Origin of the sequence: Paramaledivibacter caminithermalis DSM 15212 (assembly GCF_900142245.1) — a bacterium.
GTDB classification, from domain to species: domain Bacteria; phylum Bacillota; class Clostridia; order Peptostreptococcales; family Caminicellaceae; genus Paramaledivibacter; species Paramaledivibacter caminithermalis.
Window position 1 is genome coordinate 76,631 of record NZ_FRAG01000010.1, and the last position, 26,411, is coordinate 103,041.

27 protein-coding genes and 1 tRNA gene are annotated in these 26,411 nt (G+C 29.6%); 9 read left to right on the forward strand and 19 right to left on the reverse strand.

The annotated features are described in order from the left end of the window. Positions 1–29 precede the first annotated feature (29 nt). Positions 30–1,403, reverse strand: coding sequence for an alanine/glycine:cation symporter family protein (locus BUB36_RS05975; RefSeq protein ID WP_073148013.1), 1,374 nt, complete (start codon positions 1,401–1,403; stop codon positions 30–32). Positions 1,404–1,707: 304 nt separating this feature from the next. On the opposite strand from BUB36_RS05975, the gene selA reads away from it, so the two are divergent. The 6 genes from selA to BUB36_RS06005 all read left to right on the forward strand — a co-directional run bounded on the left by selA (position 1,708) and on the right by BUB36_RS06005 (position 9,609). Next, on the forward strand, positions 1,708–3,123 hold the full coding sequence (selA, locus tag BUB36_RS05980; RefSeq protein ID WP_073148015.1) for an L-seryl-tRNA(Sec) selenium transferase: 1,416 nt from the start codon (positions 1,708–1,710) through the stop codon (positions 3,121–3,123). Continuing rightward, a complete protein-coding gene (gene selB / locus BUB36_RS05985) occupies positions 3,120–5,018 on the forward strand; it encodes a selenocysteine-specific translation elongation factor (protein ID WP_073148017.1) in 1,899 nt (632 codons plus the stop codon). The genes selA and selB overlap by 4 nt, the downstream gene beginning before the upstream one ends. A gap of 296 nt (positions 5,019–5,314) precedes the next feature. Continuing rightward, positions 5,315–6,004, forward strand: coding sequence for a response regulator transcription factor (locus BUB36_RS05990; RefSeq protein ID WP_073148019.1), 690 nt, complete (start codon positions 5,315–5,317; stop codon positions 6,002–6,004). Beyond that, a complete protein-coding gene (locus tag BUB36_RS05995; RefSeq protein WP_242655730.1) occupies positions 5,979–7,418 on the forward strand; it encodes a sensor histidine kinase in 1,440 nt (479 codons plus the stop codon). The genes BUB36_RS05990 and BUB36_RS05995 overlap by 26 nt, the downstream gene beginning before the upstream one ends. 17 nt (positions 7,419–7,435) lie before the next feature. Further along, positions 7,436–8,320 (forward strand): GerMN domain-containing protein, encoded by an 885-nt coding sequence (locus BUB36_RS06000; RefSeq protein ID WP_073148021.1) that lies wholly within the window; start codon positions 7,436–7,438, stop codon positions 8,318–8,320. Positions 8,321–8,349: 29 nt separating this feature from the next. Next, positions 8,350–9,609, forward strand: a complete 1,260-nt coding sequence (locus tag BUB36_RS06005; RefSeq protein WP_073148023.1) for a nickel-dependent lactate racemase family protein — start codon at positions 8,350–8,352, stop codon at positions 9,607–9,609. A gap of 125 nt (positions 9,610–9,734) precedes the next feature. Here the strand turns inward: BUB36_RS06005 and BUB36_RS06010 are convergent, their stop codons facing one another. The 10 genes from BUB36_RS06010 to BUB36_RS06055 all read right to left on the reverse strand — a co-directional run bounded on the left by BUB36_RS06010 (position 9,735) and on the right by BUB36_RS06055 (position 14,846). Beyond that, positions 9,735–10,106, reverse strand: coding sequence for a VOC family protein (locus tag BUB36_RS06010; RefSeq protein ID WP_073148024.1), 372 nt, complete (start codon positions 10,104–10,106; stop codon positions 9,735–9,737). A 102-nt stretch (positions 10,107–10,208) separates the two neighbouring features. Beyond that, positions 10,209–11,813 carry a complex I subunit 5 family protein gene (locus BUB36_RS06015; RefSeq protein WP_073148025.1) on the reverse strand — a complete coding sequence of 535 codons (1,605 nt, stop codon included), beginning with the start codon at positions 11,811–11,813 and terminating at the stop codon, positions 10,209–10,211. A gap of 1 nt (position 11,814) precedes the next feature. Continuing rightward, positions 11,815–12,144: a sodium:proton antiporter gene (locus BUB36_RS06020; protein ID WP_073148026.1), complete on the reverse strand. Its 330-nt coding sequence runs from the start codon at positions 12,142–12,144 to the stop codon at positions 11,815–11,817. 3 nt (positions 12,145–12,147) lie between these two features. Next, complete coding sequence (locus BUB36_RS06025; protein ID WP_073148028.1) at positions 12,148–12,555, reverse strand: MnhB domain-containing protein; 408 nt, start codon at positions 12,553–12,555, stop codon at positions 12,148–12,150. A 23-nt stretch (positions 12,556–12,578) separates the two neighbouring features. Next, complete coding sequence (gene mbhE, locus BUB36_RS06030; protein ID WP_242655731.1) at positions 12,579–12,818, reverse strand: hydrogen gas-evolving membrane-bound hydrogenase subunit E; 240 nt, start codon at positions 12,816–12,818, stop codon at positions 12,579–12,581. Positions 12,819–12,837: 19 nt separating this feature from the next. Next, positions 12,838–13,377 (reverse strand): Na(+)/H(+) antiporter subunit B, encoded by a 540-nt coding sequence (locus BUB36_RS06035; RefSeq protein WP_073148032.1) that lies wholly within the window; start codon positions 13,375–13,377, stop codon positions 12,838–12,840. Then, a complete protein-coding gene (gene mnhG / locus BUB36_RS06040; protein WP_073148034.1) occupies positions 13,374–13,667 on the reverse strand; it encodes a monovalent cation/H(+) antiporter subunit G in 294 nt (97 codons plus the stop codon). The genes BUB36_RS06035 and mnhG overlap by 4 nt, the downstream gene beginning before the upstream one ends. Then, positions 13,664–13,924 (reverse strand): monovalent cation/H+ antiporter complex subunit F, encoded by a 261-nt coding sequence (locus BUB36_RS06045; RefSeq protein WP_073148036.1) that lies wholly within the window; start codon positions 13,922–13,924, stop codon positions 13,664–13,666. The genes mnhG and BUB36_RS06045 overlap by 4 nt, the downstream gene beginning before the upstream one ends. Before the next feature lie 69 nt (positions 13,925–13,993). After that, complete coding sequence (locus BUB36_RS06050) at positions 13,994–14,470, reverse strand: Na+/H+ antiporter subunit E (protein WP_073148038.1); 477 nt, start codon at positions 14,468–14,470, stop codon at positions 13,994–13,996. Between the two features lie 25 nt (positions 14,471–14,495). Then, the gene (locus tag BUB36_RS06055; protein WP_073148040.1) at positions 14,496–14,846 is read right to left on the reverse strand and encodes a hypothetical protein; all 351 of its coding nucleotides are present in this window, start codon (positions 14,844–14,846) and stop codon (positions 14,496–14,498) included. A gap of 775 nt (positions 14,847–15,621) precedes the next feature. Between BUB36_RS06055 and BUB36_RS06060 the strand changes: the two genes are divergently transcribed. After that, a tRNA-Sec gene (locus BUB36_RS06060) sits at positions 15,622–15,718 on the forward strand. A 112-nt stretch (positions 15,719–15,830) separates the two neighbouring features. On the opposite strand, the gene plsY is transcribed toward BUB36_RS06060, so the two are convergent. Both plsY and BUB36_RS06070 read right to left on the reverse strand, forming a co-directional pair. Continuing rightward, on the reverse strand, positions 15,831–16,439 hold the full coding sequence (gene plsY, locus BUB36_RS06065; protein ID WP_073148042.1) for a glycerol-3-phosphate 1-O-acyltransferase PlsY: 609 nt from the start codon (positions 16,437–16,439) through the stop codon (positions 15,831–15,833). A gap of 190 nt (positions 16,440–16,629) precedes the next feature. Further along, on the reverse strand, positions 16,630–17,628 hold the full coding sequence (locus BUB36_RS06070) for a hypothetical protein (protein ID WP_073148044.1): 999 nt from the start codon (positions 17,626–17,628) through the stop codon (positions 16,630–16,632). Positions 17,629–17,904: 276 nt separating this feature from the next. Between BUB36_RS06070 and BUB36_RS06075 the strand changes: the two genes are divergently transcribed. Together BUB36_RS06075 and BUB36_RS06080 are read left to right on the forward strand one after the other, a co-directional pair. Next, a complete protein-coding gene (locus BUB36_RS06075; protein WP_073148049.1) occupies positions 17,905–18,522 on the forward strand; it encodes a metallophosphoesterase family protein in 618 nt (205 codons plus the stop codon). A 14-nt stretch (positions 18,523–18,536) separates the two neighbouring features. Continuing rightward, complete coding sequence (locus BUB36_RS06080; RefSeq protein ID WP_073148053.1) at positions 18,537–19,538, forward strand: hypothetical protein; 1,002 nt, start codon at positions 18,537–18,539, stop codon at positions 19,536–19,538. A 354-nt stretch (positions 19,539–19,892) separates the two neighbouring features. Here the strand turns inward: BUB36_RS06080 and BUB36_RS06085 are convergent, their stop codons facing one another. The 6 genes from BUB36_RS06085 to BUB36_RS06110 form a co-directional block, all read right to left on the reverse strand. Then, entirely contained in the window at positions 19,893–20,798 is a 906-nt protein-coding gene (locus tag BUB36_RS06085) for an ArsA family ATPase (protein ID WP_073148055.1), read from the reverse strand. A 12-nt stretch (positions 20,799–20,810) separates the two neighbouring features. Then, a complete protein-coding gene (locus BUB36_RS06090) occupies positions 20,811–21,089 on the reverse strand; it encodes a hypothetical protein (RefSeq protein WP_073148057.1) in 279 nt (92 codons plus the stop codon). Positions 21,090–21,183: 94 nt separating this feature from the next. Next, a complete protein-coding gene (locus tag BUB36_RS06095; protein ID WP_073148059.1) occupies positions 21,184–22,788 on the reverse strand; it encodes a carbon starvation CstA family protein in 1,605 nt (534 codons plus the stop codon). Positions 22,789–22,807: 19 nt separating this feature from the next. Next, a complete protein-coding gene (locus BUB36_RS06100; RefSeq protein ID WP_073148061.1) occupies positions 22,808–23,296 on the reverse strand; it encodes a hypothetical protein in 489 nt (162 codons plus the stop codon). A 111-nt stretch (positions 23,297–23,407) separates the two neighbouring features. After that, positions 23,408–24,169, reverse strand: coding sequence for a LytR/AlgR family response regulator transcription factor (locus BUB36_RS06105; RefSeq protein WP_084111767.1), 762 nt, complete (start codon positions 24,167–24,169; stop codon positions 23,408–23,410). Positions 24,170–24,185: 16 nt separating this feature from the next. Further along, complete coding sequence (locus BUB36_RS06110) at positions 24,186–25,856, reverse strand: sensor histidine kinase (protein WP_073148063.1); 1,671 nt, start codon at positions 25,854–25,856, stop codon at positions 24,186–24,188. Between the last annotated feature and the right edge of the window lie 555 nt (positions 25,857–26,411).

Genomic DNA, 26,411 nt, shown 5'->3' on the forward strand with positions numbered 1-26,411 from the left:
TCTAAATGCTTATCAAGAAACACTAGCTTTTATTTGCGTCCTTCTCCTTTTTCATAGTCAGATGTCATTTTAAATATTAGTGGACTTAGTGTTAATAGGGCTATTAAGTTTGGTATAGCCATCAATCCATTAAATGTATCGGAAATGTTCCATACAAATTCTAGAGATGTATAGGAGCCAATAAAGCATAAAATAATCCATGCTATCTTATATAGACCAATAATTTTTACTCCTGCTATATATTCGAGACATTTAGACCCATAATAGTACCAACCAAGGATAGTTGAGAATGCAAAAAATATTAAACCAAAGGATACTATGAATGAGCCAAAACCAGGTAAAGCATTGCCAAAGGCTGTAGTAGTTAAAGCTGCACCGCTAAGGTTTTCTGTAATAACCATTTTACCATCGGCACCAATATTAACAAGACCAGAAACCAGTATTACAAGGGCAGTCATGGTACAAACTACTAATGTATCAAGGAAAGATCCAAGAGAGCCTATTATTCCTTGCTTTACAGGGTCATTATTTGTAGATGCAGCATGGGCTATTGGGGCACTTCCAAGACCAGCTTCATTTGAGAATACACCACGTGAAACACCAAACCGGATAACTGTACCGATTACTCCCCCACCAACAGCTTTTCCAGAAAAAGCATTACCAAAAATCATAGAAAATGCTGTTGGAATCATGGAAACATTACTAAATAGTATAAATAATGAACCTAGAATATATATGATGGCCATTGCTGGAACGATTTTATCGGTAACCTTTGCTATACTTTTTATTCCTCCAAGTATAACTAGTCCTGTAGCAGCAGCAATAATAATCCCAGAAATTTTAGGATTTAATCCAAAAGAGGTATATAATGATGCTGCAACTGAGTTTGCTTGAACCATATTACCTATACCAAAGGAAGCGACAAATCCAAATAAAGCAAATAACCATCCTAGCCAAGCATAGTTACCATTAAATTTTTCTCCCATACCATTTTTTATGTAGTACATTGGGCCACCAGATTTTTCGCCCCTTTGATTTGTAATCCTATATTTGATTGCTAGTAAAGCTTCTCCATATTTGGTAGCACCACCAAAGGCAGCAGTAATCCACATCCAAAATATTGAACCAGGACCACCTGCTGCTATGGCAGTTGCAACACCAGCAATATTACCAGTACCGATAGTGGCGGCCAGAGATGTCATCAATGCTTGAAAAGGAGTTATATCTCCTTCACCTACATGTTCTTTTGAGAAAAGAAGTTTAAAGGCATAACCTAATTTTCTAAACTGAACTACCCTTGTCCCAATTGTAAGGATAATACCTGTTCCAACTAAAAATAGAATCATGAAGCCGCCCCATGCAAAACTGTTTATACTTTTTATAATTGCATTAAAAGTATCCATAAAAAACCTCCTAATATATAATGTGTATTTTAGATTTTGGTAATGTTACTAAAACTATTGTTTAAAAAATTTTTATTGAGAAAAACTACTAAAAAGCTTGAACATCTAAAGTTGTTTTTTATATTTTGAGATATTAATATATTTTGCAAAATATTAAAAAACTATGTAAAATTTAAAAAGATTTTTCCCTAAAAGATAATGGATTCTTTTTTCAAGGTACAACTTATTTTTATAAAGAAGTAAAAATTGTGTTATAATTTTATAGAAAAAAGATATAAAATCAAAAGATTTTAGGAGTGAAAAGATGAATAAAAAGAACTTACTTGTTAAATTACCGAAGGTAGATGAAATATTGAATGATAAAAAAATAGAGGAACTAATAAAAAAATTTCCAAGAACTACAATAGTCGATTCCATTAGAAATAAAATAGATGAAATAAGAAAGCTTATACTAAATACTGATGAAGCCGAGTTCGATAAGTTTGAAATTAATATAGATAGTTTAGTTGAGGATATAATATGGGATGTTGAAAAAAGAAATCAAATGAGTTTAAGAAAAGTAATAAATGCAACAGGAGTTGTACTACATACAAATTTGGGTAGAGCATTAATCAGTGAAAAAGTTATAGAGAACTTGATAGATGTTGCAAGTCATTATTCAACATTGGAGTTCGATATTTCTTCTGGGAAAAGAGGTTCCAGATATTCCCATGTAGAAGAAATTATATGTCAGTTAACTGGTGCTGAAGGTGCATTGGTTGTTAATAATAATGCAGCTGCAGTATTGTTGGTTTTAAATACTATTGCTCCAAATAAGAAAGTAATCGTATCTAGAGGACAATTAGTAGAGATAGGAGGTTCATTTAGAGTACCAGAGGTAATGGCTCAAGGTGGAGCTATTTTAAAGGAAGTAGGAACTACAAATAAAACTCATGTTTTTGATTATGAAGACAATATTGATGAAGAGACTGCTGCAATATTGAAAGTTCATACAAGCAACTACAAAATATTAGGCTTTACCAAGGAAGTAGATATTGAGGAAATGGTTTTATTAGGAAAAAAATATGATATACCTGTTATTGAAGATATTGGAAGTGGAACATTAGTAGATTTATCAAAATATGGTTTAACCTATGAGCCTACAGTTTTAGAAAGTATTTCAAAGGGTGCAGATATAGTTACCTTTAGTGGAGATAAGCTGCTAGGAGGACCACAGGCTGGAATAATAGTTGGAAAGAAAAAATATATAGAAAAGATGAAGAAAAATCAACTTACAAGAGCTTTAAGAGTTGATAAAATGACTTTAACAGCTTTAGAAGCGACCTTTAGATTATATTTAGATGAAAAAATGGCATTAGAGAATATTCCTACTTTAAAAATGTTGACTATGGATATAGATGAGATTAAACAAAAAGCAGAAGTTTTACATAGAAAAATAGAACAAAAAATAAAGACTATTACAGCTAAAATTATCCCAGGATATTCACAAGTTGGGGGAGGTGCAATGCCTTTAAAAGACCTGCCTACTTATCTAATTTCACTGAATTCAAAGAATTTAAGTGCTAAGGGGCTAGAAGAGCTTTTAAGAAAAAATAAATTCCCTATAATTTGTAGGATTAATGATGACAAAGTCTTATTAGATGTTAGAACAATAAAGGCAGAAGAATTTGATATTATAGCTAAAACTCTTAATTCAATTGAAAATGGGAGGAAAATATGAGAAATATTATTATTGGAACAGCAGGACATATTGATCATGGAAAAACGACCCTAATTAAAGCACTTACTGGTATAGAGACAGATAGACTAAAGGAAGAAAAGAAAAGAGGTATAACCATTGAATTGGGATTTGCTTTCTTTAAGCTGCCAAATGGAAAAAAAGCAGGAATTGTTGATGTACCAGGTCATGAGCGATTTATTAAAAATATGCTTGCAGGGGTAAGCGGAATAGACTTGGTTTTACTAGTTGTTGCTGCAGATGAGGGTGTTATGCCTCAAACTCAAGAGCACTTAGATATTTTATCAATTTTAGATGTCAAAAAGGGAATTGTTGTATTAACAAAGAGTGATTTAGTAGATGAAGAATGGTTAATGCTTGTTAAGGAAGATTTAGCACATAAAGTGAAGGGAACTTTTCTAGAGAAGGCTCCAGTTGTTTGTGTTTCATCTCTTGAAGGAACAGGGATTAATGAACTTAAAGAGTATATAACAAAACTTACTGAAGAAGTGCCTGAAAAAAACATTTCTCAGCCTTTAAGACTGCCAATAGATAGAGTTTTTACATTATCAGGGTTTGGAACCATAGTGACAGGAACTTTAATTGAAGGAACTGTTAAAGAAAAAGAATCTCTTATGATATACCCTAAAGGCTTAGAGGTAAAGGTTAGAAATATTCAAGTCCATGGCAATTCCGTTGATAAAGCCTATGCAGGACAAAGAGTGGCATTAAACTTGACAGGTATAAAAAAAGAAGACATATCTAGGGGAGATATTCTTGCCGCTGAAAATTCTATGAAAGGTACTATGATCATAGATGTTAAATTAAATCTATTAAAAAATTCAAGTAGAAAGATAGAGCATTGGTCAAGATTAAGATTTTATCATGGAACTAAAGAAATTTTATGTAGAGTCGTATTACTTGATAGAGATGAATTAAATCCTGGTGAAAGCTGTTATGCTCAATTAAGATTAGAAGAGGAAACTGCATGTAAATATGGCGATAGATTTGTAGTAAGATTTTATTCCCCACTGGAGACCATTGGTGGAGGAGTTATATTAGACCCCAATGCAGTGAAGCATAAAAGGTCTAATGAAGATATAATCAATGAATTAAAGGTTAAGAGCGAAGGCAATAATGATATAATAATAGAAAGTGCTTTAAAGAAATTTAGCAATGAGTTTCCAGACATAAGATTTATATCTGTTCAGACAGGATTATCTGAAAAAATTGTTAAGGAGAGTTTTATAGCTTTTATACAACAGAAATTGGCTGTAGAATTTTCTAATGGAAGATTTGTTCATAGGGATTTCATTGAAAAGTATGAAGAACAGATTATAAGCTTTTTATCTAAGTTTCATAAAAAATATCCTTTAAAACAAGGAGTATCAAAGGAAGAGATAAAAAGTAGATTCTTTAAAAATACTAGAGGAAAGCTTTTTGATGAAATAATTGAAATTTATAAAAAGAATGGCATTGTTAATGTTTTTGGTGATAAGGTAGCTTTAAAAGGGTTTGAAATTCAATTATCAAGCAAACAAACCGCTATTAAAGATAGAATAACAAAAATATATAGGGATAATGGGTTTAAGCCACCAATGCTAAAGGATGTTTTAAAATCTATGGATTTGGATGAAAAGGATAAGGATATTATTGATGTTATGATTGATATGAATATTTTAATTAAAGTAAGTGAAGATATTTTATTTCACATAGATGTTTATAGTAAGGCGAAAGAAGCCCTAAAGAAGCATTTAGTAGAAAATAAAGAAATAACCTTAGCACAGTTTAGAGATATATTGAATACGTCTAGGAAATATGTGGTTCCATTATTAGAACATTTTGATGCAATTAAATTTACAAAACGTATTGATGATAAGAGAGTTTTGTATAATTAAGTATTGAAGCTTTAATATAACATCATTTTTATTACTATTAACAATTAAGAAACTTGCATAATTAACACTAATAATTTTGAAATGCAATATGTAGATAGCTTTCTTAGCTTTATCTTCTCTTTCACATTTTATATTCCCAAATTTTTTAAATGCATTATGTCAAAAGAATTAATATTAAGTTAATGATTAATAATAAGTTATAGGGAAATTATTCATTTATAAACATTTAAAATTCTTAGAAACACTGGGCATTTATATATCTTTATATAGAAGGAAAAAAATGAGGTGATTACTTAATGTCAAAAAAACTTTTAGTTGTTGATGATGAAGAAATATTGTTAAAGGGTTTAAAGTATAGTTTAGAGCAAGAAGGATATGACATAGATACTGCTGTTGATGGAATTGAAGCGTTTGAAAAAGCTATTAATAATAGCTATGAATTAATTGTTTTAGATTTAATGTTGCCTAAAATGGATGGTTTGGAAGTATGCAGAAAGATAAGGGAGAAATCTATGGTACCAATTATTATTTTAACTGCAAAGGGTGAAGATACTAGTAAAGTTTTAGGATTAGAGTATGGTGCCGATGATTATTTAACAAAACCCTTTAATATTCTTGAATTAAAGGCAAGAATTAAGGCCATATTTAGGCGAGTAGACGTAAAGGGAAATATAATGCATACAAATATTCTAAATATAGATGATTTTACAATTAATACTCTAGGTAGAAAAGTTAGTCTAAATGGTAAGGAAATTAATTTAACTGCAAAGGAATTTGATTTGCTTCTACTATTGGCAACTAATCCAGGTAAAGTTTATTCTAGAGAAGAACTTCTAGAGACCATATGGGGTTATGAGTATTTTGGTGATGTAAGAACGGTAGATGTACATGTTAGAAGATTGAGAGAGAAGATAGAACAAAATTCCAGCCAACCAGAATACATTTTAACAAAATGGGGAGTTGGTTATTATTTTAGAAAGAAATAAAAAACTTACTGGACTAAGGTGGAAACTAGTTTCCACCTATTTGTTATTAGTATTTTTAACAATTTTGCTTATAAATTCATTTATAAGTGAATCACTTAGAATAAACTATGTCAATGAAAAGAAAATTAGTTTGCTTACACAAAGTAATATTATCGCCGATAGATTATTACCCTATATTTATGAAATCAACAGCAAGTATGTTAATGAAATGGTTACAGATATAGTAATGCGATTGAGCATTGAGCTAAAATCAAGGGTGATGGTTTCAGATTTAAATGGGAAAATATTAATTGATTCATATAATACCTTTGAGGGTGAAAGATTAAATGAAGAAGAACTATCCCTTGCATTATTAGGCAAAAATGTTGCTAAGCAACATTTTTTACCTAAATATGGTAGAGTTATGTATGTAGCTGTTCCAATTACAAATAAAGGAAGGATTCTAGGTGCAGTTTTTATATCATCTTCTTTAGAAGAAATATTTTCAAACATAAAAAGGACAATGGAAAAATTTATGATTCTTTCTTTTTTCAGTTTAGCAATAACAGCTTTTATTAGTTTTGTTTTTGCAGATATTATTTCAAATCCAATAGAAAAATTAACTGAAGCAGTAAAAAAGATGGCTCAAGGTAAGTTTAATCAAAAAGTAGAGGTTTATGGCAACGATGAGATAAGTAATTTGGGAAGAGCTTTTAATCTAATGACTACCAAGCTTGAACAGGTTGATAAACAGAGAAGAGAATTTGTAGCAAATGTTTCCCATGAGTTAAGAACACCCCTTAGTTCAATAAAAGTTCTTTCAGAGTCTTTGATACATCAAGATGATACCCCAAAAGAAATATATAAGGAGTTTCTAAGGGACATTGATTCAGAGGTAGACAGATTAAATAAAATTATTGATAATTTGTTATATTTAGTTGATTTAGAAAAGGAAAACATTCATTTAGATTATCAGTTAACATATGTTAATTATTTAATTCAAAAGGTAATTAGTAGTTTAAAGCCTTTAGCTGACAAAAAAAATATTGAGATAAGCTTTGTAGAGAAAGAAAAAATACAGGTAATGCTTGATAAGTTTAAAGTTCAACAAAGTCTTATAAACGTAATAGGTAATGCTATAAAGTACACACCAGAAAATGGTAAAATACATATCGAAATATATTCTGAACAAAATAACTTTGTTATTAAAGTAAAGGACAATGGTATTGGTATTCCAGAAGACGAATTGCCCTTTATATTTGATAGATTTTATAGGGTTGATAAAGCAAGGGCTAGAAAGACTGGGGGAACAGGATTGGGATTGTCAATTACTCAACAGCTTATAGCTCTTCAACAAGGAGAAATTAAAGTTGAAAGTGAAGTTAATAAAGGAACTACTTTTTATATATTATTACCTTTAAAGGCAGCTGTTTAAATTAGGGGGGTATTATTTTGAAGTCATTTTATAGATTGTATGTTTTTTTGCTAATATTTTGTGTTGTAATTTTATTAATAGTAACATTTAGAGAAGATATTAGTATATCAGATAATGTAAGGCCAATACCTCCAGTCCCTGAAGAAATTACATCTACGTTTAAATTGTATTTTATTGATAAAGATGAATTAGCAATTGAAAATAGATCAGTAACTACAAAGGACATAGCTTTTGAAAAGGTTATTGTAGAAGAATTAATCAATGGCCCTAGAAATAAAACTTTATTGCCTACTATTCCTCCAAGCACTAAGCTACTTTCTATAGAAACCATAGATAAGATTTGCTATGTAAACTTTTCTAAAGATTATGTTGAAAATCAAAACTGGGAAGAAATTGGAGAAAATTTAATAATATGGTCTATTGTCAATTCCTTAACTCAACTAGACTATATTCAAAAAGTTCAGATATTAGTAGAAGGTGAAAAAATTCAATTCTCACATGATGAGTATTCTTTAAACCAACCATTTTCTAGAAATGAAGAATTAGTTAAAAAAAGTGATGTCACTTATTTTTCTATTATTAAGGATTTTTTAGATAGCTTAATGATGGAAAGATATGATAAGGCATATTCAATGCTTGATAAGGGAAGCATAATGAGAATTGGATTCCAAGAATTTAGAGTGCTTATGGATGAGTATATAAAGGAATTAAGGGGTTATGAAATTGTATTTTACAATACACAGATATTTAGTGATAAGACTATTGTTTTAGTAAAGTATAATAGGAATAACACAAATGGGAATATAACATTCTATCAATCATGGAAATTAATAGATGAAGATGGGCAAAAACGAATAGTCTTAGGAGATAGAGAAGACTATATTAGTCGATTGAATCAATAGAAAACATTTTAAATATTGGGGGAGAAGATATGAAGTATAAGTTAAAATATGGTAAAGGAGAAGTGGAGTTTGAAATAGATGAAAAAAATTATATGGGACAATTATTACCAAAGGAAATAGAATATGATTTAAAGGGAGAAGAAGAAGTAGAAAGGGCTATAAATAATCCCATAGGTACAGCTAGACTAAAGGATATAGTAAAGGAAGGTGAAAAAATTGCAATAGTAACAAGTGATATAACAAGACCTATGCCTAGCAAAATAGCATTGCCGCCATTAATAAGGGAATTAAAAAAAGCAAATATAAAGGAAGAAAATATAACTATAGTGTTGGCATTAGGAAGCCATAGGGAACATACAGAGGAAGAAAAGATTAGCTTATTAGGTGAAAAAATATATGAAAGCAATATACAAATACTAGATAGCAATATGAATGAGTGCATAAATCTAGGTAAATGCAAAAATAAAACACCAGTAGATATATTTAGACCTGTAGCTGAAGCTGATAGAATAATATGTATGGGAAATATAGAATATCACTATTTTGCAGGATACAGTGGTGGAGCTAAGGCATTGATGCCTGGTGTATCAAGCCATGAGGCGATACAAGTAAATCACTCAAATATGGTAAAAGGTGGAGCCTTTGCTGGTAATATTGAAACAAATCCTGTAAGACAAGATATAGATCAAGTAGGTGAATTTATAAAAATAGATTTTATAATTAATGTAGTTTTAAATAGCAAAAAAGAAATTGTAAAGGCAGTAGCTGGACACTACATAAAAGCCCATAGAGAAGGTTGTAAATACTTAGATGAAATGTATGGAATCCAAATTGAAGATAGGGCAGATATAGTAATAGTATCGCCAGGAGGATTCCCAAAGGATATTAATATTTATCAATCTCAAAAGGGACTGGATAATGCAAAGCATGCAGTAAGAGATGGGGGGATAATAATACTAGTAGCATCTGCAAAGGAAAGGTTTGGAGAAAAAACCTTTGAAGAATGGATGCTTACTAAAACGCCACAGGAAATGATAGAAGAAATAAAGAAAAATTTTAGGCTGGGAGGGCATAAAGCGGCTGCAATAGCGATGATACTTCAAAAAGCAAAAATATATATGGTATCAGATTTAGAAGATGAATTAGTAACAAGGATTAACTTTAAACCCTTTAGGTCAGTACAAGCTGCACTAGACTCAGCAATAAATGAATTGGGAGAAGATTCAAAGATAATGATAATGCCAACTGCAGGTTCTACTTTACCTAGATATGTGAAAAAGACCGTGTAATGATGGTTTTTTAGTAAAAATAATAGCATACTTGCAAAATAATAAAGCCCCACGCTATAAAAATAAGCACAACGGATTAATTATAACACAACTATTTTGCAAGTATGATTAATGTTATTTATTATTTAACCAATTCTCTCAACAAATTCAAATTTTTCGTTATTTGGACCTCTAAAAAACAATATCCTAGCTTTGCCAACAATTTTTGGCTCCCTTAATATTTCAATGTTATTTTGATTAAGCTTTTTAATTAGTGAGTCGAGATTTGGTACTTTGAAAGCTAAATGATCTATTGGAGATGGATTTTCACTCTTAACTCTTTCTTGGTTTTTTTTATATATAAGTTCTATATACGTCCCACCTCCATCTAAGAAAACTAAAGTCATCTCTGGATAATCATATTCTTTTACTATTTTACATTCAAGAATTTCTGTATAAAATTTTTTAGACTCCTCTAAGTCAACAACTGGTATTCCAATATGGCCAAAAGTAAACATAACTTTCCTCCTTTTTAATATCTGAGCATATACAATATAATTATATAATAATTCATAAGAGAAATAAATCTAAATAATATTTATGCATATGGAACTCATCAATTATAAAAATTTTCCTATCTCCTCCCATAGTATCATTATAAATACAAAGGTTATTAAAAGGAAATTTGTAGCTCCAAAGGAGATATTAATATGTCTAATATATTGAATTATTTCATGATCTTTTCTTATCGCTTTTCTATAGATTATATATCCTGCTGATAAGGTAAATATATAGCTAATAAAATTCTTTATTTTAAAAACATGTATATAAGAGATATTTACTCCAAAAAGTATCATTATTATTGGCTTATAATATATTCCTAGAACTATACACATAATAGTTAACAGGAGCATAGATGAATAAACATTTATATTTTTATGGTTTTCCCTAGCAGATGTTCCCCAAAATATTTGTGAGAGCTTTATGAATGATATACTTGTACCTAGGTTTATTATAAAAAGCATTAAAATTTTTGTGCTAGATTTTCCGATTCCATATTTTATAATAGTTTTACTTACAAATCCATTAAATAATGGTGCACCTGTTATAGATAACATACCTATTATCATACAAATTGATATAAATGGTAATCTTTTAAAAACACCTCTTATTTCTGTAATTCGCCTAATGCCATATGAGTTTATTATTGCACCTGCTCCTAGAAATAATAATGATTTAAATATGGCATGATTAAAAATATGCATTAATCCACCAATATATATTTTACTATCTGAGCTACTTATTCCTATTAGTATCATACCTATTTGAGATATTGTATGAAAGGCAAGGATCTGTTTTATATCTTTTTGGCTTAAAGCAAAAATTATACCACAGATTGCTGTAAGAAAACCTAAAAAGAAAAAGAAGTCTTCAAAGCCCTTTATTTTGAACATATCATTTAATCTGATAAATGCATATAATCCACTTTTCACCAAAAGCCCTGAAAGTAGTGCTGAGATAGAGGAGGGAGCAGCACCGTGGGCTTTTGGAAGCCAATTAAAAACGGGGAAAAAGGCTGATTTTACACCTATAGCTGCCATTATGAAAATATAGCCTAGCTTAATAAAATTAGTATCTTTAATCACTGAAATTTTTTGAGCAGTGATATCAATATTTAATGTTCCTGAAACATTGTATATTAATATTAATCCTAATAGATAGAATAGCATACCAGTACTATTAAATAACAGGTAGTAAAGGCCTGCCCTGACAGAATATCCATCCTTTTTATAAAGTATTAGTATTGTTGATATTATAGTTATGATTTCTATAAAGACAAATAAATTGAATAAATCGTTGGTTTGAAGTAATCCTAGAAAACAACCCTCTAAAAACATAAGAAAAAAGAGGAACTTAAAATCGTTTTTTCTTTTATTCCAGCAGTAGATTAATATAATCCACCATATAAATATGGATAGAAAAATGAAGGCTATTGAAAGCTGATCATTTTTTAAGACTATTCCTATATTTTTTTCCCAATTCCCTAATGAAAGTATTTGAGCTTTAGTAAGACCATTATAGATACTATAGTATTTCAAAGCTAGCAATGTAACAAAGAATTGAGCAGCAAAGATTATATAGTTTACATATTTATTATGCAACAAATATACTAGCATTGATGCTATTATTGGAATGAAAATTAGATATATAGGTATGAATGCCATTTTATCCTTCCCTTTCAAGTAGTTTTTCCCAGTTTAATGTTCCATAATAGTGAAAAATTTTTATGCTTATTATTAAGGATAATGCAGTAATAGAAGAACCGATGACTATGGCTGTTATCATTAAAGCTTGGGGAAGTGGATCAACAATATTAATTGAACTGTCATGGATTATAGGAATATTTCCATCTGATAAATTACCAAAATTCAAAAATAAAAGTATAACTGCTGTTTGGGTAATATTTAGACATACTATAGATTTAATAATGTTTTTACTGATAACTAAACCATATATGCCTATTAATACAATAATAAATGAAAGTAATGGACTCATATGTCAGCTTTCCCCTTCCTTTATAAACGTTGAGAAGATAGTAACAAATCCTAAAGCAACCTTTATACCTATTAAAAGGTTTAACATTATTAGGAATATCTTTTTAAAATCTATTGGGTAATGGACAGGTATAAAATTAGTAAAAAAAGTTCCTTTTGTAAAAAAGCCTATGGAAGAAACTAATAGTATTCCTATGAATGACAGCTTTTCCAGCTTTATTAGTAGATTTAGATTTGTTATTTTTTCAGGATATATAAAATAGCTTATCAATACAGCAGTAGCTAGAATAGCTCCACCTTGAAAACCTCCACCAGGAGAGCTGTGACCATTTATAATTACATAAAATCCAAATAGAACCATAAAGGGGAATAATACTTTGCTTATACATATAAAAAGTGGGGAATTTCTCATGCTATGCACATCCTTTCAAATTCCTACATCACCTCATCATCCTTTTTTGAGATAAATATTATTCCTGAAACCACAATAAGAAGAATGCTAGCTTCAAAAATGGAATCAAAAAGTCTATAATCCAGATAAATAGCTGTTACTATATTATTAGAACCTGTTTCAGCAACTGAATTATGGATAAAATATTCCTTGCTAGAATCATCAACATAATTTAATATTTCGCCTATCGATGTATGAAAATTAAAGAGTAGAACAATAAACATTGATAATAAGAGGATTTTTTTAATCATAGGTCTCAGCCTCGCTTATTTTTATAATATATATGTTTGGGATGTCTTTAATCATTTGTTCAAGCTTGTTTATTAGAACAGTACTTTCTTTACCCTTTAGGACATATTTACCATCTGCTTTAGATTTTTCTACTATTAAATCAACGTTTCTACTTCTAAATATCCCCTTTAAACTATTTAAATCTATATTATATATCCTTAATTTTAGATTATAATACTTTGTAAAATCCATTAGTAAATTATATCCCGTGCCTACCTTGTTATCTAAAAAGTCATCTTCTGTGTGATTGATAACTACGAATTCCCTTTGTCGTGATATGGATACAATAAATATTAAGGGCATTATTGCACTACCTATTGCCACCTCTGCAAGTGCCACATCGGGAGATTTGTTTAAATAATATAGAATTGCAGCAATAAGAGAAAATAGTGAAAAAAACACAACTAATTTTATGTTGCTTTTACTTTTGATTATAACTATAGTAGTAATTATTAGAAGTACTTGCATCATATTTCCAATTAAAGTATTCATTTTTTTCCCTCTTTCTCTATAATAATTCCATTCAAATAAGCAGACCTAGCAATAACATGATTACTTATAGGGCATGTTATTATAACAAAGATTAATATTAAGAAAAGTCTTAATGAAAAGACACTAAATCCATTATAAAAGATTAAGGCTAATAGAATAGTTATTGAAGCAACAGTATCAATTTTACTGCTGGTTAATAATCTTGAATACATATTTGAAAAGCGAAATATCCCAACTATTCCAAATAAAATATAAATCCAAGACAAAATTAAAAGTCCACTCACTATCATTTTTCTCTACCTCCCGCTAAAATAAGTCTTGCCAGTAGAGTTATGGTTAAAAAACCTATGATCCCATAAGTAAATGCAATATCTAGTAAAATTATTTTCTGTTTATATACCCCATGGACTACTAAAAGTAGTAAAGTCTTGGCAGAAATCAGGTTAAGGGCAAGTAATCTTTCCCATATAGTAGGGCCTATTATCATTCTAACAAGACTAGCAAACATAGCTGCTGCTAATAATACCATGGTAATTTGAAGAAGCATTATTTTTCATTCCTTTCATACTTATAAGAAAGTAAAATATTTGGAATTTATTAGAGAGATTTATTCATTTTAAATAAAGAAATTTTCGAATTTATTCTTAATTTCAGCGCTGATGAGCTCATAATCACAGCAGTTTTTTAAAGATAGAACAGTAAGCTTATTATCATTGACATCTATTGTCATGGTACCGGGAGTTAGGGTAATTGAATTGGATATTATTGTTATAAAAAGAGGATCGGAAATAGTTAAATCGACTTCAGCTATGCAGGGTATACAATCTTTTTTTATTATGCAAAGCATATAGCTGAAGGAAGATTTATAAATTTCGAATATTAATTTTATAAAATATTTTATTATGGTGCTTATTTTTATACTCTTAAATACGAAGGAATGATGGGTATACACAATTCCGTAGGACAGTTTAGTAACAGCAATGCAAATAATGATTCCAGCTGCTAAATTTAAATAATTAAAGCTTAAGGTTAGTAGCATCCAAAATATGAATAGTACAATAAATAATTTGTAATTTTTTTTTATATATACCATTGAGTCCTCCTTAAATTTTACTAAATTACTTTTTTCTGCATAAAACTATTTTAAATTTATTATCACTATAATATGTTTCGACATCATCAATCATGTTTGCAACTATATGAAGATTATAAATGCTACATATATTGTCTACGCTACCTATTAAACCCCAATAGAGACTTTCAATTTCTAAAGTCCTTTCCATACTCAATATTTTTTTGATGTCGTGTATGGTATCCTTATCAAGAAATACTTCTTCACTTGAAATTTCTATTTTAGTTTCTAATTGAGATTCAGCGATTTTTATTGAAATATCCGTCGCCTTTTTTTCTAAGAGCAATATTAAAAATTTGCAAATAATCCCATTGATTTTTTGCTTTTCTTTATTCATGTTTTTCCCTCCTCAAACTAAAAGGTATTGTCAAAGATATATGCAAACCTAGTATTTACAAGGGTTTAGGCTTCACCTCCCTATATTGTACTTTTTGCCTAGTAATTGCTTAAATATTTGTGTTAAAATTTCATCAGGGTCAGGATGAAAGCTTGTTTGCTTCAACCTTTACAAAGATTTTATAAACAAATTATAATTTCCTATTATAGATAGAAATAATAAATTTCCAAAATATTTTTCATGATTCTTTTGACACTGCCAACTAAAAAGCTATTTATTTTCGATATATTTAATTTTCTAATTTAATTTGAAAGTCAAGATATTTACTAAGTATTACCACTATATTTTCCTTTCTTTTTAGATTTTTTAGTTTGAGCAATAAAAGGATTTTCAAGATATGCAAATATATATAAATATGATATAGCAATTTTTATGCCGATATCACAGTATAGTCATGTTTCTATTGATTTTACTGAATACTAATAGTTTATATAGAATAAAACAATAGATAAATGTTATATTTCAACAAGGATTTTTATGTATTATGTACTATTTTAGAACATATTTTTAATTTCAGTTTGTCCATGGGTGATTTGTTTTGAAACACATGTTCTGTTTTAGAACACAAACAGATTTTAAATATCTCATATTAACTTGCTTTTTTATAAAATCTATTATTTGAGGGGGATTTATGGTCGAAAAATGTAAAAAATATCCCTTGACACATCTATTAAATATGCTATAATGTAGTAGTGTCAATATGAAGGTGCTATATGGGAGTAGATGGTGGCTGGTGTTGCCTCTGGTCTTCAAAACCAGTATGAGGGGTTAGGAGCCTCTTAGGTGGGTTCGATTCCCACGTACTCCCGCCAGTTTCCAAGTATTAAGATAGGGTAGATTATAGCAAAAACTAGAGAATCCAGATAGAAGGATTCTCATTTTTTGTAGATACAAAAAAACAAAGGGCTTTATAGCCCATAAAGTTTATTGGATTTTATCAGTAGGAGTTTTAAAGCTTATTTTAGACTCGTTACCAGCTATAAGTCTAGAAATGTTGGACTTATGTTTGTATACAACAAATAGACCCAGTATAACAGAGTAGATTAAGAAGTATTTATGAGTTTTAAAAATGAAAGAAATAATTGGAAATAACAGAGCTGATGAAATTGAAGCAAGAGAAACAATGCGTGATGCTTTAATGATTAAAATCAAACAAGCTAATAAAATGGCTCCTATTAATGGATAAAGAGCAAATATAGTCCCTCCTGTTGTGGCTACTCCCTTTCCTCCTTTAAACCCAAGAAAAATTGGATAACAATGACCTATTACACAGAAAGTCGAACATATGACAGCTATATCTATTCCAATAAATTTTTTTACAATAATAGCCACCATAAAACCTTTAAGAAAATCTCCTAGAAAAGCTATTGCTCCAGCTTTTTTTCCAAGTGTTCGAAGAACATTTGTTGCACCAGAATTACCACTTCCATAATTTCTAATATCAATGCCCCCAATAAATTTTGCTGTTAGAAAAGAGAAAGGTATGCTTCCAATGAAATAGCTGAATACAGCAGGTAATAAAAACTTAATCATTATAAGATAAGTCCCCTTTCAAAATTATATAGTAATAAAATTTTCCTATATAGTAATTATTATAAAGAAGGCAGTTAGCTGAATCAATATAAAATAAATAATTATTACAATATATTATTGAAATATAATAAAAAAAATTATCATATTGTCTTTTAGTGCATTAAACAAAGGGTATGGGTTATTGTATTTGTTATTTTGACAATTCTTCTTTTACTAATTCTATATTGCTTATTACTACACTTCCTTTTATTTTAATAATATTTAAATCCTTTAACTTTAATGAATCTTCAAGGTCCTTAATTGAAGTATTCAATTTATTTGCTAATTCCATCTTTTTTTTATCTATTAATTGAGATATTAAAGCATCCTTATATATATTGAGCTTGGTATAGTTGTTAGATGCACTACTGTAATCATTGATTCTATAATCTAATATGATTTGTCTAAGATGATATTTCATATAGTATATTGGACTTGGTATTTTTTTCTTGAAATTCTTTATTAAATCAGGAATATAGGCTGTCAACTTATTGCTGTAGAAAATACTGTCTAAAAAATTATAGCTATTTGCTGAAATTGTAAGGTTATTTAAAGTTTTTTCAAATCCATCTATTGATTCTTGAGATGTACCTGATTTGATGACTAATGATTCTAAAGAGTTCCATTTCTCATGTAAACCTGTAATTTTTTTATTTATTTTTTCCCATATAAATTCAATATCATTAGGTATTTCAGCAGGTCTACTTTCTTTTTTATTTGTCTCTTCATTTTTTAATATTGGTGATAAAAGAATATCATTAATGGTAATAGGTTTTGGCTCAAATTCAATAAACTTATCAATTTGGCTCATTTCTTTATTTTGTGCATTTTTACCTTCTTGCCCTTTATTGTCTTGGTCGCTACTTTCTTGAAAGCTTGTTCCCATTTTTAAAGCAAATTCTTTTTTTTCTTCATTCTTTTTCTTTTTTTCTTTTATCTGCTTTTCATAATAAGGAACCATATCTATTTGAGACATTATACTTATAATTTCTGATTCCATTTCTTCAACTATTTTAGGCATTTCCTTTGGCTCATCAGATTTTGGAGACGGTTTTTGTGGTGCTTGTTTTGCGCAAGATGGTATTAATATTGTACAAATAATAATTGCAATTAGAATATCTATATAATATATACTCCTATTTTTTTTCATAAGAATCACCTCAAAAATATTATTACCATTGTCTATTTAATCAATACTGATAAATCTTAAATTCAAAAAAATAATATGATTTTTAATATTGATAAATGGTAAAATAATGTTATAGATATTCCAGTAAAACAGTTAATTTATACACATCAAAAATCCTTAAAAACTTTGGATATTTTGATATGTATAAATTAAGTTTTACTATTGGAAATCTATATAAATAAAAATGATACATACATATATCTATAATATTAAGATTTTGAAATAGAAGGGATTAATATGGAAAATTTTAAAGGTTTGTTATACTATTTATTTGGAAGGGTATATATAACTAAAAATATTCGACTATGTAATGAAGATTTATTATTGCATATATCTGATACACCATCAAGCTTTTATCCTGGTTTAAGATTGTTGCTCAAAGATCTTAGGCCTAAATATATAATACATACAGGAGATTTAGTTGACAATATTAAGCTTCAGTTATATCCTAATAAAATAGATATATATAAGAAAAAAATAAAAGTATTAATTAAAATATTGGAAAATTCCTTTGCAGATGAAATATATTTAGTATTAGGGAATCATGATGATTATTCAGCAGTTAAAACATTTACTAAAAAAAGCATTATTCTTAAAGAAGGCAAAATTATAACAATTGATAATGATATTTATAATATAAGTCATTTTTCAAATTCCATTATTGAAGCACCAGCTGAGTATAATTTATATGGTCATGATACAGCTTTGCATTCTAAGATAGAAAATAAAAAGGTATACCTTAATGGAATAGAGGGTATAAACATCATAGCTTTAAGTAGTAAAAAAATATTTGTTTTACCTTATCCACATGGCACTAATGATGATAGGATGTGCAAATCAAATGTAGGCATCTAAAGGGAGGGGCTTAAATGTTATCTATTTTTAGAAGTGGACCGAAAGTTATTATTATTGAGAGTTCATTAGTTGAACTTGTAAAAGATTGTATAATAAAGGATTTTAAAACTAAAAACTATGATATAAATACTGCCCTTGAGAAATCAACGGAAAATACTACTATTATATTTCTTACCCATAAGAGAAAGGATGTAATAAAGCCGAGGGATGTAAAGGATGTGTTGTTTTTAGAAAATCAAGCAGACTCTATATTATGTAAAATAATTAGTGATAATAAATATGATATAGTTTCAAGTGCTAGAATGGCTCCAAGAATTATTATTATGAAAACCTTTGGCAATACTGACAAGGTCATAGATCAGATATTACATGATTATGATGCTGAAGCTGGAAAATTTACTGAGATGCTTGAAAATAGCAACAAAGGTACTATTGTTGCTTTTACACAAAGATATCTTAATGAACCTATTAATCTTTCAGATTTATATGAAAGGGCAATCCTTATTGATAAAGATTATCCTAGCGTAATGAGAGAGTTAAAAATTCATGATTTAAAGTATTTAAATATAGGGTTTGATAATAAGGACTGGTATGAATTAACAATAAAGATATATGATAGCTATGGAGAATACAAGCTCCATTATCAAAGACTTCTGAAAATACTGGAGTATTTAGAATTGGGATTTATACTTGGAGAATCATGGGGTAAAGATGCAGCCACAGTATTTTTATCTGTAGGGGTATATAGAATTAGATTTTTCACATATTATGATCCAAAGTATATTAAGAAAATACTATTGGGGTTAGAATATTTAGAAGATGGTACAAGAATTGTTGACCTTGATTTATATAATAAAAGGAGAAAAGTATATTGGTCTGATGTTATGATAAAAGGTATAAAGAATAAAGAAGAATTGAGTGGTATCTATAGAAAAGAAATATTTGCTAAACTCAACGATAAGGTTATGAGTGAAGTACTAGAAATGGAAAAGCAGATTTTGGCTACAAGAAAATGAGCCGATTATTTTAGGTGAATAGTATAGATATTCCAGTAAAACAGTTAATTTATACATATCAAAAATCCCCAAAAGCTCTGGATATTTTGATATGTATAAATTAAATTTTACTATGTAAATCCTATATAGAAATTTAAGTAAAGACTTTAATTTATACATGTCCAAAATGCCCAGAAACATTGCATATTTGTACATGTATAAATTAAGTTTTACTATGTAAATTCTATATGATAAGCATAATCTATATTGTAAAGATAATTAAACTCGAATAATGAAAAGATAAAGTAGGCATAATTATTATGCCTATTAAAGCAGTAAAAAGATAGAATATTTAGAACGGAATATTCTGAGAAGCTAAAAATATTCAGCCATTTCATTAATTGTATATTCATCCATATCAAATTTAAATAAAGGTATCTGATAAAGATTATCAACAGGAATTTCCTCTTCAATAATTTTCAAATACCGGGTTTCTTTTACTTTTTTATCCTTCCAAAAATCATCAGAGTTTTCATTTGGTAAAATTTTATTAACAACTAGGGAAGTTACCTTTATACCATATGACCTTAACATTTTGACAGCTTTTTTTGTTTCTTCTATTGGCATTTTTTCTGCATTTAATACGAATATAAATTGCAGATTTTCACCATCAATCATGATTTTTCTTGCTAGTGTAAGATTATTTCTACGCTTAGATAAAATCTCAATTATTGGGTCTTTAATACCCTTATCTTTGCTAAGCATGCTTTTAAAGGTTAGAGTTTTTTTGCGCTTAGCGATAAGACTATCCATCCAAGCTCCAAGCATTTCAGGTAAAGACAATAATCTTAAGGTATGACCAGTAGGAGCTGTATCAAAAACGATATAATCAAAATCTTTTGAAGTATCAATTATTATTTCAATCATTTTATCAAACAGAGCTGATTCATGGGTACCTGGAGAAACACTGGCAGCATCTAGCTGCTTATTTAATTCCTCCATAATGATTGGACTCATAATTGAATGTAGGTTTTTTCTGATTTTTGTTATATAAGCATTACTTTCTCTTTCTGGGTTTACCTCTACACCAAATAAGTTGGCTTCTAGTTGAGTTATTTTGTGTTCAATTTGACAGTGGAACAAATCAGAAATCGAATGGGCTGGGTCAGTTGATACAAGTAATGTTTTTAAGCCACTTCTGGCTTTTGAAAGGGCAAAAGCTGTAGAACAACTGGTTTTACCAACGCCACCTTTTCCACCAAAAAAAATTATCTTTCCCATAAGCAATCTCCTTTATGGATCTATGTCTAATTTGCCTGCTTTTTCTTCCCAAATTGATTTTTTATCTGACATTCGCATATTCCATTTTACAAGATCTTCTCCTAAATATGGTAATAACTCTAAAGCGTAATAGGTTGTAGGCAAATCTATACCTAATAAATCACCAAAACATAAAAGCATAAACTGATCCATAGTGTCAGAAGCTTCATTTTCTATATGACCATGAGCCTTACCTTGCATGTCCAAAGCACCTACAAAAAATAATCTTATATTTTCCAGTATCTCCTTCATCCCATCGATTACCACCACGCTTTAATGATAATAATATTGAGAGAAAATCTAAAAGATTTTCTCTCAATATTATTATTAATTTAATTACTTCAAATTATTTTTTTGATATAGAAGCTGTTTTACTAAATGCAGCTTTAGCTTGTAAAATCAATACTATAGCTAGTATAAATAATGCAACAGAGAAGAATAGTAGTAAAATATTGCCTAAGTTAGCAAACATCAATTGTATAAGGGCAACAAGGGTAACTGCAAACATAAATATCATTGGTATTGTTGCCATTTTATGCTCTCTACCTGATTGCTTTAACCAAACACCAAGGGCCAATAATGCTAGAGCTGCTAGCAGCTGGTTGGCTGACCCAAATAATGGCCAAATAGCTTTCCAGCCCTTAAATGCAAGTCCACCACCTAGAACTACAGTAATACATGTAGATACATATCTATTAGTTAATGGAGATGGCTGACCTTCACCAGATACATCAAAGAATTCTTGGAAAATAAATCTTGCAAGCCTTGTTGCTGTATCTAGGCTTGTTAAAGCAAATGCTGATATTGCAAGGGCAACAAAGCTTTTGCCAGTTGCAAAAGGTAATCCGAAGGAAGTCATAAAATCGCCGATACCGCTTGAAAATACATTTACAGGACCACCTTGTCCAAGCAATTCTTTAAATTTATCAGCACCTATATAGCTGGCAGTAATGATTGCAAGGGTTGCTAATATGCCTTCAATAAGCATTGACCCATAACCAACAAGTCTAATATCCTTTTCATTATCTACTTGTTTTGCTGTTGTACCTGAACCAACAAGAGAGTGGAAACCTGATATTGCACCACAGGCAACAGTTACGAATAACATAGGAAATAATGTTGATTTACCAACAGTGAAACTAGTAACTGGAGCTAATTGGATTGCTGGTCTCATGAATATAACTCCAACAAATCCACCGATTAGCATTGCATATAATAAGAATGAATTTAAATAATCCCTTGGTTGTAATAAAATCCATACTGGTGTTACACTTGCTACAAAAATATAACCAAGTAAAATGATCATCCAAGCTGTTTTTCCCAGTTGTAATGGGAATAATGTTCCTAAATAAATACTTAAGATTAATAATGCTACACCAATAATACTACCGATTGCAAGGCTTACACCTTGTCTGTATACAAAGATACCAAATACAATTGCCACTGCAATAAATAATACTGATGCTGTTGCTGCCTCAGGAACTGCAACAAAGGTATTTGCCACGATGTTGGTAAATGCAGCGATTACAAGCAATAATGTAAGCCATGCAAAAATAGCAAATAATTTTTTACCATTCTTTCCTATTGTTACACCGATTACTTCACCTAATGATTTTCCGTCATGTCTTACAGAAGAGAATAATGCACCCATATCATGGACCCCACCAAAGAATACTGATCCAATTAAAATCCATAAAAATACAGGGACCCATCCAAATATTGCTGCACCAATCGGTCCTACTATTGGACCTGCACCTGCAATTGATGAAAAGTGATGTCCAAGTAATACTGGTGCTTTTGCAGGCATATAGTCCACACCATCATTCATAGTATGGGCAGGTGTTTTCCTTGAAGGATCAATGCCCCACTTTTTAGCTAGATAAGCACCATAGGTTACATAAGCAACTAAAAAAACCACTGAAGCAATAAGAATTAGTAACAATGAGTTCACTTAATACTCCTCCTTTTTACTAAGCTAGAAATTTTTTTAAATCTTTCTTAGCATATTTATTTGATAATCCCATGTTAGCTTTGGGATCTATCAGCAAGATACCTCCATTAAGCCAGCCCTTTAGACCGAACTTAAAACTTTTATAAAACTTGAATTTTTCAATAGATTTTATTAACTTTTGATTATCAGGCAATTCTGTTTCAAATAGAAATATAATAGAACTTGCCATATGGTTTTCATTAAGATCAATTACTTGATCATAATGTTCACTAATTAATGATTTAACCTCATTAAAATTTTCTTGTGTAAAAGTGTTTTCTAATTTTTTGAAAAATATATATTCATTATATTCAAAGGCATATAATTCCATATCCTTTTTTAGTATATATTTTGAATTCCTCTGGTTATAACGAGCTAAAAAATTAAAACGTTTTCCAGCTATAGAAAAATTATCTTCTAAATTGTAATAGGCTTCTAATTTTTTTCTTAAGCTTTGCTCAAAAAACATAAATACCCGCCTCCTATATAATAATTATAAGGTAAGCGGGTAATACAAATTACTTTTTTTTCCAAACAGTACAGATTTAATTCTAAGATGTACAAATATAGTGTTTAATGGTTAGAGAATTTGCATCTTATTTTTAAATTCTGTTGTTTGACTTCTGCTTACGGGGATTTCCTTCTCTAATCCCTTTAATTTGACTCGATAGGTTCTATTAAACCAAGGAATAATTGATTCGATATAATTTAGATTAATAATATAAGAGCGATGACATTTAAAAAAGTCGTTTTCAGGTAATATGTTTTCGATTTCTGAGAGCGATTTATAACATTCGAACTGTCCCTTTAAAGTATCAATTTTAACGGTTTTATCTTCAATATAAATACATAATATTTCATTTGACTTTACTGGATAAAGTAGCCCATCTTTATACAAACACAGATGGTTTTTTCGTTCATGAGGAATTGAGAATTCATTAAGAAATTTATCTACCTTATTCATATTAAGCTGCTCATGATCTTTCAATCCTTTTATTTTAGCAAGGGTTGTCAAGAAACGTTCTTCTTTTAAAGGTTTTAAAAGGTAATCTACTGCATTTAACTCAAAGGCTTTAATTGCATATTCATCATAGGCTGTCACATAAACTAGATAAGTATCTATACGCTTATTTAATATTTTTTTAGCTAAGTCAATACCATTTAATAAAGGCATACTAATATCACAAAATACAACTTCTGGGCTGAGGGTTAATATAAGATTCATAGCATCTACACCATTTTCAGCTTCCCCAACTACTTGAAAATCTTTATGTTGATCTAATAGATACTTTAATTCATCCCTTGCTGGTTTTTCATCATCAACGACGATACATTTAATCAAACTAGTTCAGCTCCTCTCATTTTGGAATAGTCATTTTTATTGATGTTCCTGAGTATACAGTACTCTCTATGCTAAATTTACAACGATCACCATAACAGCTTTTTATACGTTTATAAACATTAGAGATACCAATGCCAGTGTTTTCATTATACTGCTTAACTTCTTCTAACTTTTCACGAGACATACCAATACCATCATCAGACACTTCGACAGAATAGTATTTTTCTGATTCAGTGATTCTTATAGTTATATTGCCTCCATCAACCTTCTTATTTATCCCATGCTTAACTGCATTTTCCACAAGGGGTTGAATTGAAAGGGGAGGAATCATGTACTCCATATTGCACTTAATATCGTAATTGATATTAAGTTTATTACCAAATCTAGCTTTCTCAATAATTAAATATGCCTTTACATGGTTAATTTCTTCATTTAAGCTAACAAAATCTTTGTTAGTCTGCATATTCATTCTAAAATAATCGCTTAAATGAATCAATAAGCTTCTAGCAGATTCTGGACTGGTTCTAATCAAAGAAATAATGGTGTTGATTGCATTAAATAAAAAATGAGGATTGATCTGTGCTTGTAAAGCCCTTATTTCAGCTTGAGTAGCTGCTTTAGAAATTTCCTCTAAACGACTAAGCTCTAGCTGAGATGAAAAGATGTTTCCAAGTCCCTTTGCCAGTTCTATATCCTGATCTAGAATTTCTGCTGTTGCTTTATAAAGCTTTAAGGCTCCTCTAGTTTCTATACCATCTTTAAGGGGTACAACTATTGATGAAATAAGTTTGCAACCCTTATGAGAACAGCCTATTGCTTCTTTCGTGTTGGCAATTGTCATTTTTCCTGATTTAAGAGCTTGTAAAGTGACTGAAGTTTTACAAAATTCTCCAGATAAATGATGATCACTTCCAACACCGATATGAACTAAAATCTTTGAATGGTCGGTTATTGCTATTGCATCAAATTCAGTTGATCTGTAGATTACATCTGCTGCTTTAATTGCAGTTTCTTTTGTAAGTCCATTTTTTAAATAATGCAATGTCTTATCGGCAATTAGAAGGGATTGTTTAGCACTTAAAGTTGCTTCTATAGAGGTTATATCCTTAATATTTTGTATTATCATAATAAAAACACCTATCCCAATAGAGTTGTTGATAGTCATCGGCAGTCCCACAATTTTAACAAGGGCTAATGCAGCATCAAAGGGCTTAGCTGTTAAAAGTATAAAAATCATCTGAAAGGATTCAATGATGACGCCTATGGCTATAGAGAAAACAATTTTATTTGGGCTTTTTTTAAATTTAGAGCTTAGAAGCCCTGCAATAACACCTTCAAAAAAAGTAGATAAACCGCAGCTTAAAGCAGTAAAACCACCTATGTCTATTAGGAAGCGATGACTTCCTCCAATGGCCCCTGCTAATATACCGACAATTGGACCACCTAAAAAACCACCAACGGCAACACCTATTACCCTAGTGTTTGAAATTGCACCATTAACGGAAATACCAGTATAAGTTCCTACGATACTTAAAAATCCAAAGAAGATACCCATAAATATTTTTTCGCTTGTATTTTGAGTTTCCTTTGCAAATATATTTTTAAAGATTCTAGCTTTAGATAGTATGAGTGCCAGCATAATTAGAAATCCAACACGATAAATTAAATCTATTAACATTAATATCATAACAATCCTCCAGCTTTATTCTATAGTAAAATTATATCAGATTTAATGTATATGAGGATAGAAAAGAGGTTAAATTATTTAGTTATAAATAAATTAATAATTTTTAAAAACAGTATGTGGACAGCTTTTTGACTATTTTTACTATATTTTGATCTTCAAAATTTTAAAAATGTATTATGCAATTTCCTAAGTTTTTTATTAAAACCAATATAATAAAAAAACAGGTTTATTACATGAATCTCCAAAATATTAAAACCTGAGCCTGAATTATTCATAGAAAACATCAAAAATGATTGAATCGTAGTATTAACAAGTAGTCCAACAAATTGGACTTTGCACCCATTGGGTGAAATAACAAAAAAATAAAGAAAAGAACCTAATTTTGTGTTAAAGTTAAAGCGTTAAAACAAAAACTATATCACGAAAAGAGGTTCTTTCTATGACAAGTTTACATCAAAATTCACTTAACTTCAACAAAAGTTTTTCATATGATTTCGGTGGAGGTAATCTTTCTTCAGATGCAGGGTTAATAATAGTTCGTTCTTTTCTTGAAAA

Bases quoted from the DNA above. Each gene is read 5' to 3' on its own strand.
- BUB36_RS06090 (WP_073148057.1), bottom strand. From the start codon at position 21,089: ATGAAGGAGATACTGGAAAATATAAGATTATTTTTTGTAGGTGCTTTG.
- plsY (WP_073148042.1), bottom strand. From the start codon at position 16,439: ATGATTAAGTTTTTATTACCTGCTGTATTCAGCTATTTCATTGGAAGC.
- BUB36_RS06100 (WP_073148061.1), bottom strand. From the start codon at position 23,296: ATGTTTTTTGAGCAAAGCTTAAGAAAAAAATTAGAAGCCTATTACAAT.
- mbhE (WP_242655731.1), bottom strand. From the start codon at position 12,818: ATGTTTATTGTTCTACTCTTTAATTTTCATACATCGATAGGCGAAATA.
- BUB36_RS06010 (WP_073148024.1), bottom strand. From the start codon at position 10,106: ATGTTTACTTTTGGCCATATTGGAATACCAGTTGTTGACTTAGAGGAG.
- BUB36_RS06110 (WP_073148063.1), bottom strand. From the start codon at position 25,856: ATGATATTAATGTTAATAGATTTAATTTATCGTGTTGGATTTCTAATT.
- BUB36_RS05975 (WP_073148013.1), bottom strand. From the start codon at position 1,403: ATGGATACTTTTAATGCAATTATAAAAAGTATAAACAGTTTTGCATGG.
- BUB36_RS06055 (WP_073148040.1), bottom strand. From the start codon at position 14,846: ATGAATAAAGAAAAGCAAAAAATCAATGGGATTATTTGCAAATTTTTA.
- BUB36_RS06025 (WP_073148028.1), bottom strand. From the start codon at position 12,555: ATGAGAAATTCCCCACTTTTTATATGTATAAGCAAAGTATTATTCCCC.
- BUB36_RS06050 (WP_073148038.1), bottom strand. From the start codon at position 14,470: ATGGTATATATAAAAAAAAATTACAAATTATTTATTGTACTATTCATA.
- BUB36_RS06075 (WP_073148049.1), top strand. From the start codon at position 17,905: ATGGAAAATTTTAAAGGTTTGTTATACTATTTATTTGGAAGGGTATAT.
- BUB36_RS05990 (WP_073148019.1), top strand. From the start codon at position 5,315: ATGTCAAAAAAACTTTTAGTTGTTGATGATGAAGAAATATTGTTAAAG.
- mnhG (WP_073148034.1), bottom strand. From the start codon at position 13,667: ATGATAGTGAGTGGACTTTTAATTTTGTCTTGGATTTATATTTTATTT.
- BUB36_RS06005 (WP_073148023.1), top strand. From the start codon at position 8,350: ATGAAGTATAAGTTAAAATATGGTAAAGGAGAAGTGGAGTTTGAAATA.
- BUB36_RS06070 (WP_073148044.1), bottom strand. From the start codon at position 17,628: ATGAAAAAAAATAGGAGTATATATTATATAGATATTCTAATTGCAATT.
- selA (WP_073148015.1), top strand. From the start codon at position 1,708: ATGAATAAAAAGAACTTACTTGTTAAATTACCGAAGGTAGATGAAATA.
- BUB36_RS06015 (WP_073148025.1), bottom strand. From the start codon at position 11,813: ATGGCATTCATACCTATATATCTAATTTTCATTCCAATAATAGCATCA.
- BUB36_RS06085 (WP_073148055.1), bottom strand. From the start codon at position 20,798: ATGGGAAAGATAATTTTTTTTGGTGGAAAAGGTGGCGTTGGTAAAACC.
- selB (WP_073148017.1), top strand. From the start codon at position 3,120: ATGAGAAATATTATTATTGGAACAGCAGGACATATTGATCATGGAAAA.
- BUB36_RS06035 (WP_073148032.1), bottom strand. From the start codon at position 13,377: ATGAATACTTTAATTGGAAATATGATGCAAGTACTTCTAATAATTACT.
- BUB36_RS06020 (WP_073148026.1), bottom strand. From the start codon at position 12,144: ATGAGTCCATTACTTTCATTTATTATTGTATTAATAGGCATATATGGT.
- BUB36_RS06080 (WP_073148053.1), top strand. From the start codon at position 18,537: ATGTTATCTATTTTTAGAAGTGGACCGAAAGTTATTATTATTGAGAGT.
- BUB36_RS06045 (WP_073148036.1), bottom strand. From the start codon at position 13,924: ATGCTTCTTCAAATTACCATGGTATTATTAGCAGCAGCTATGTTTGCT.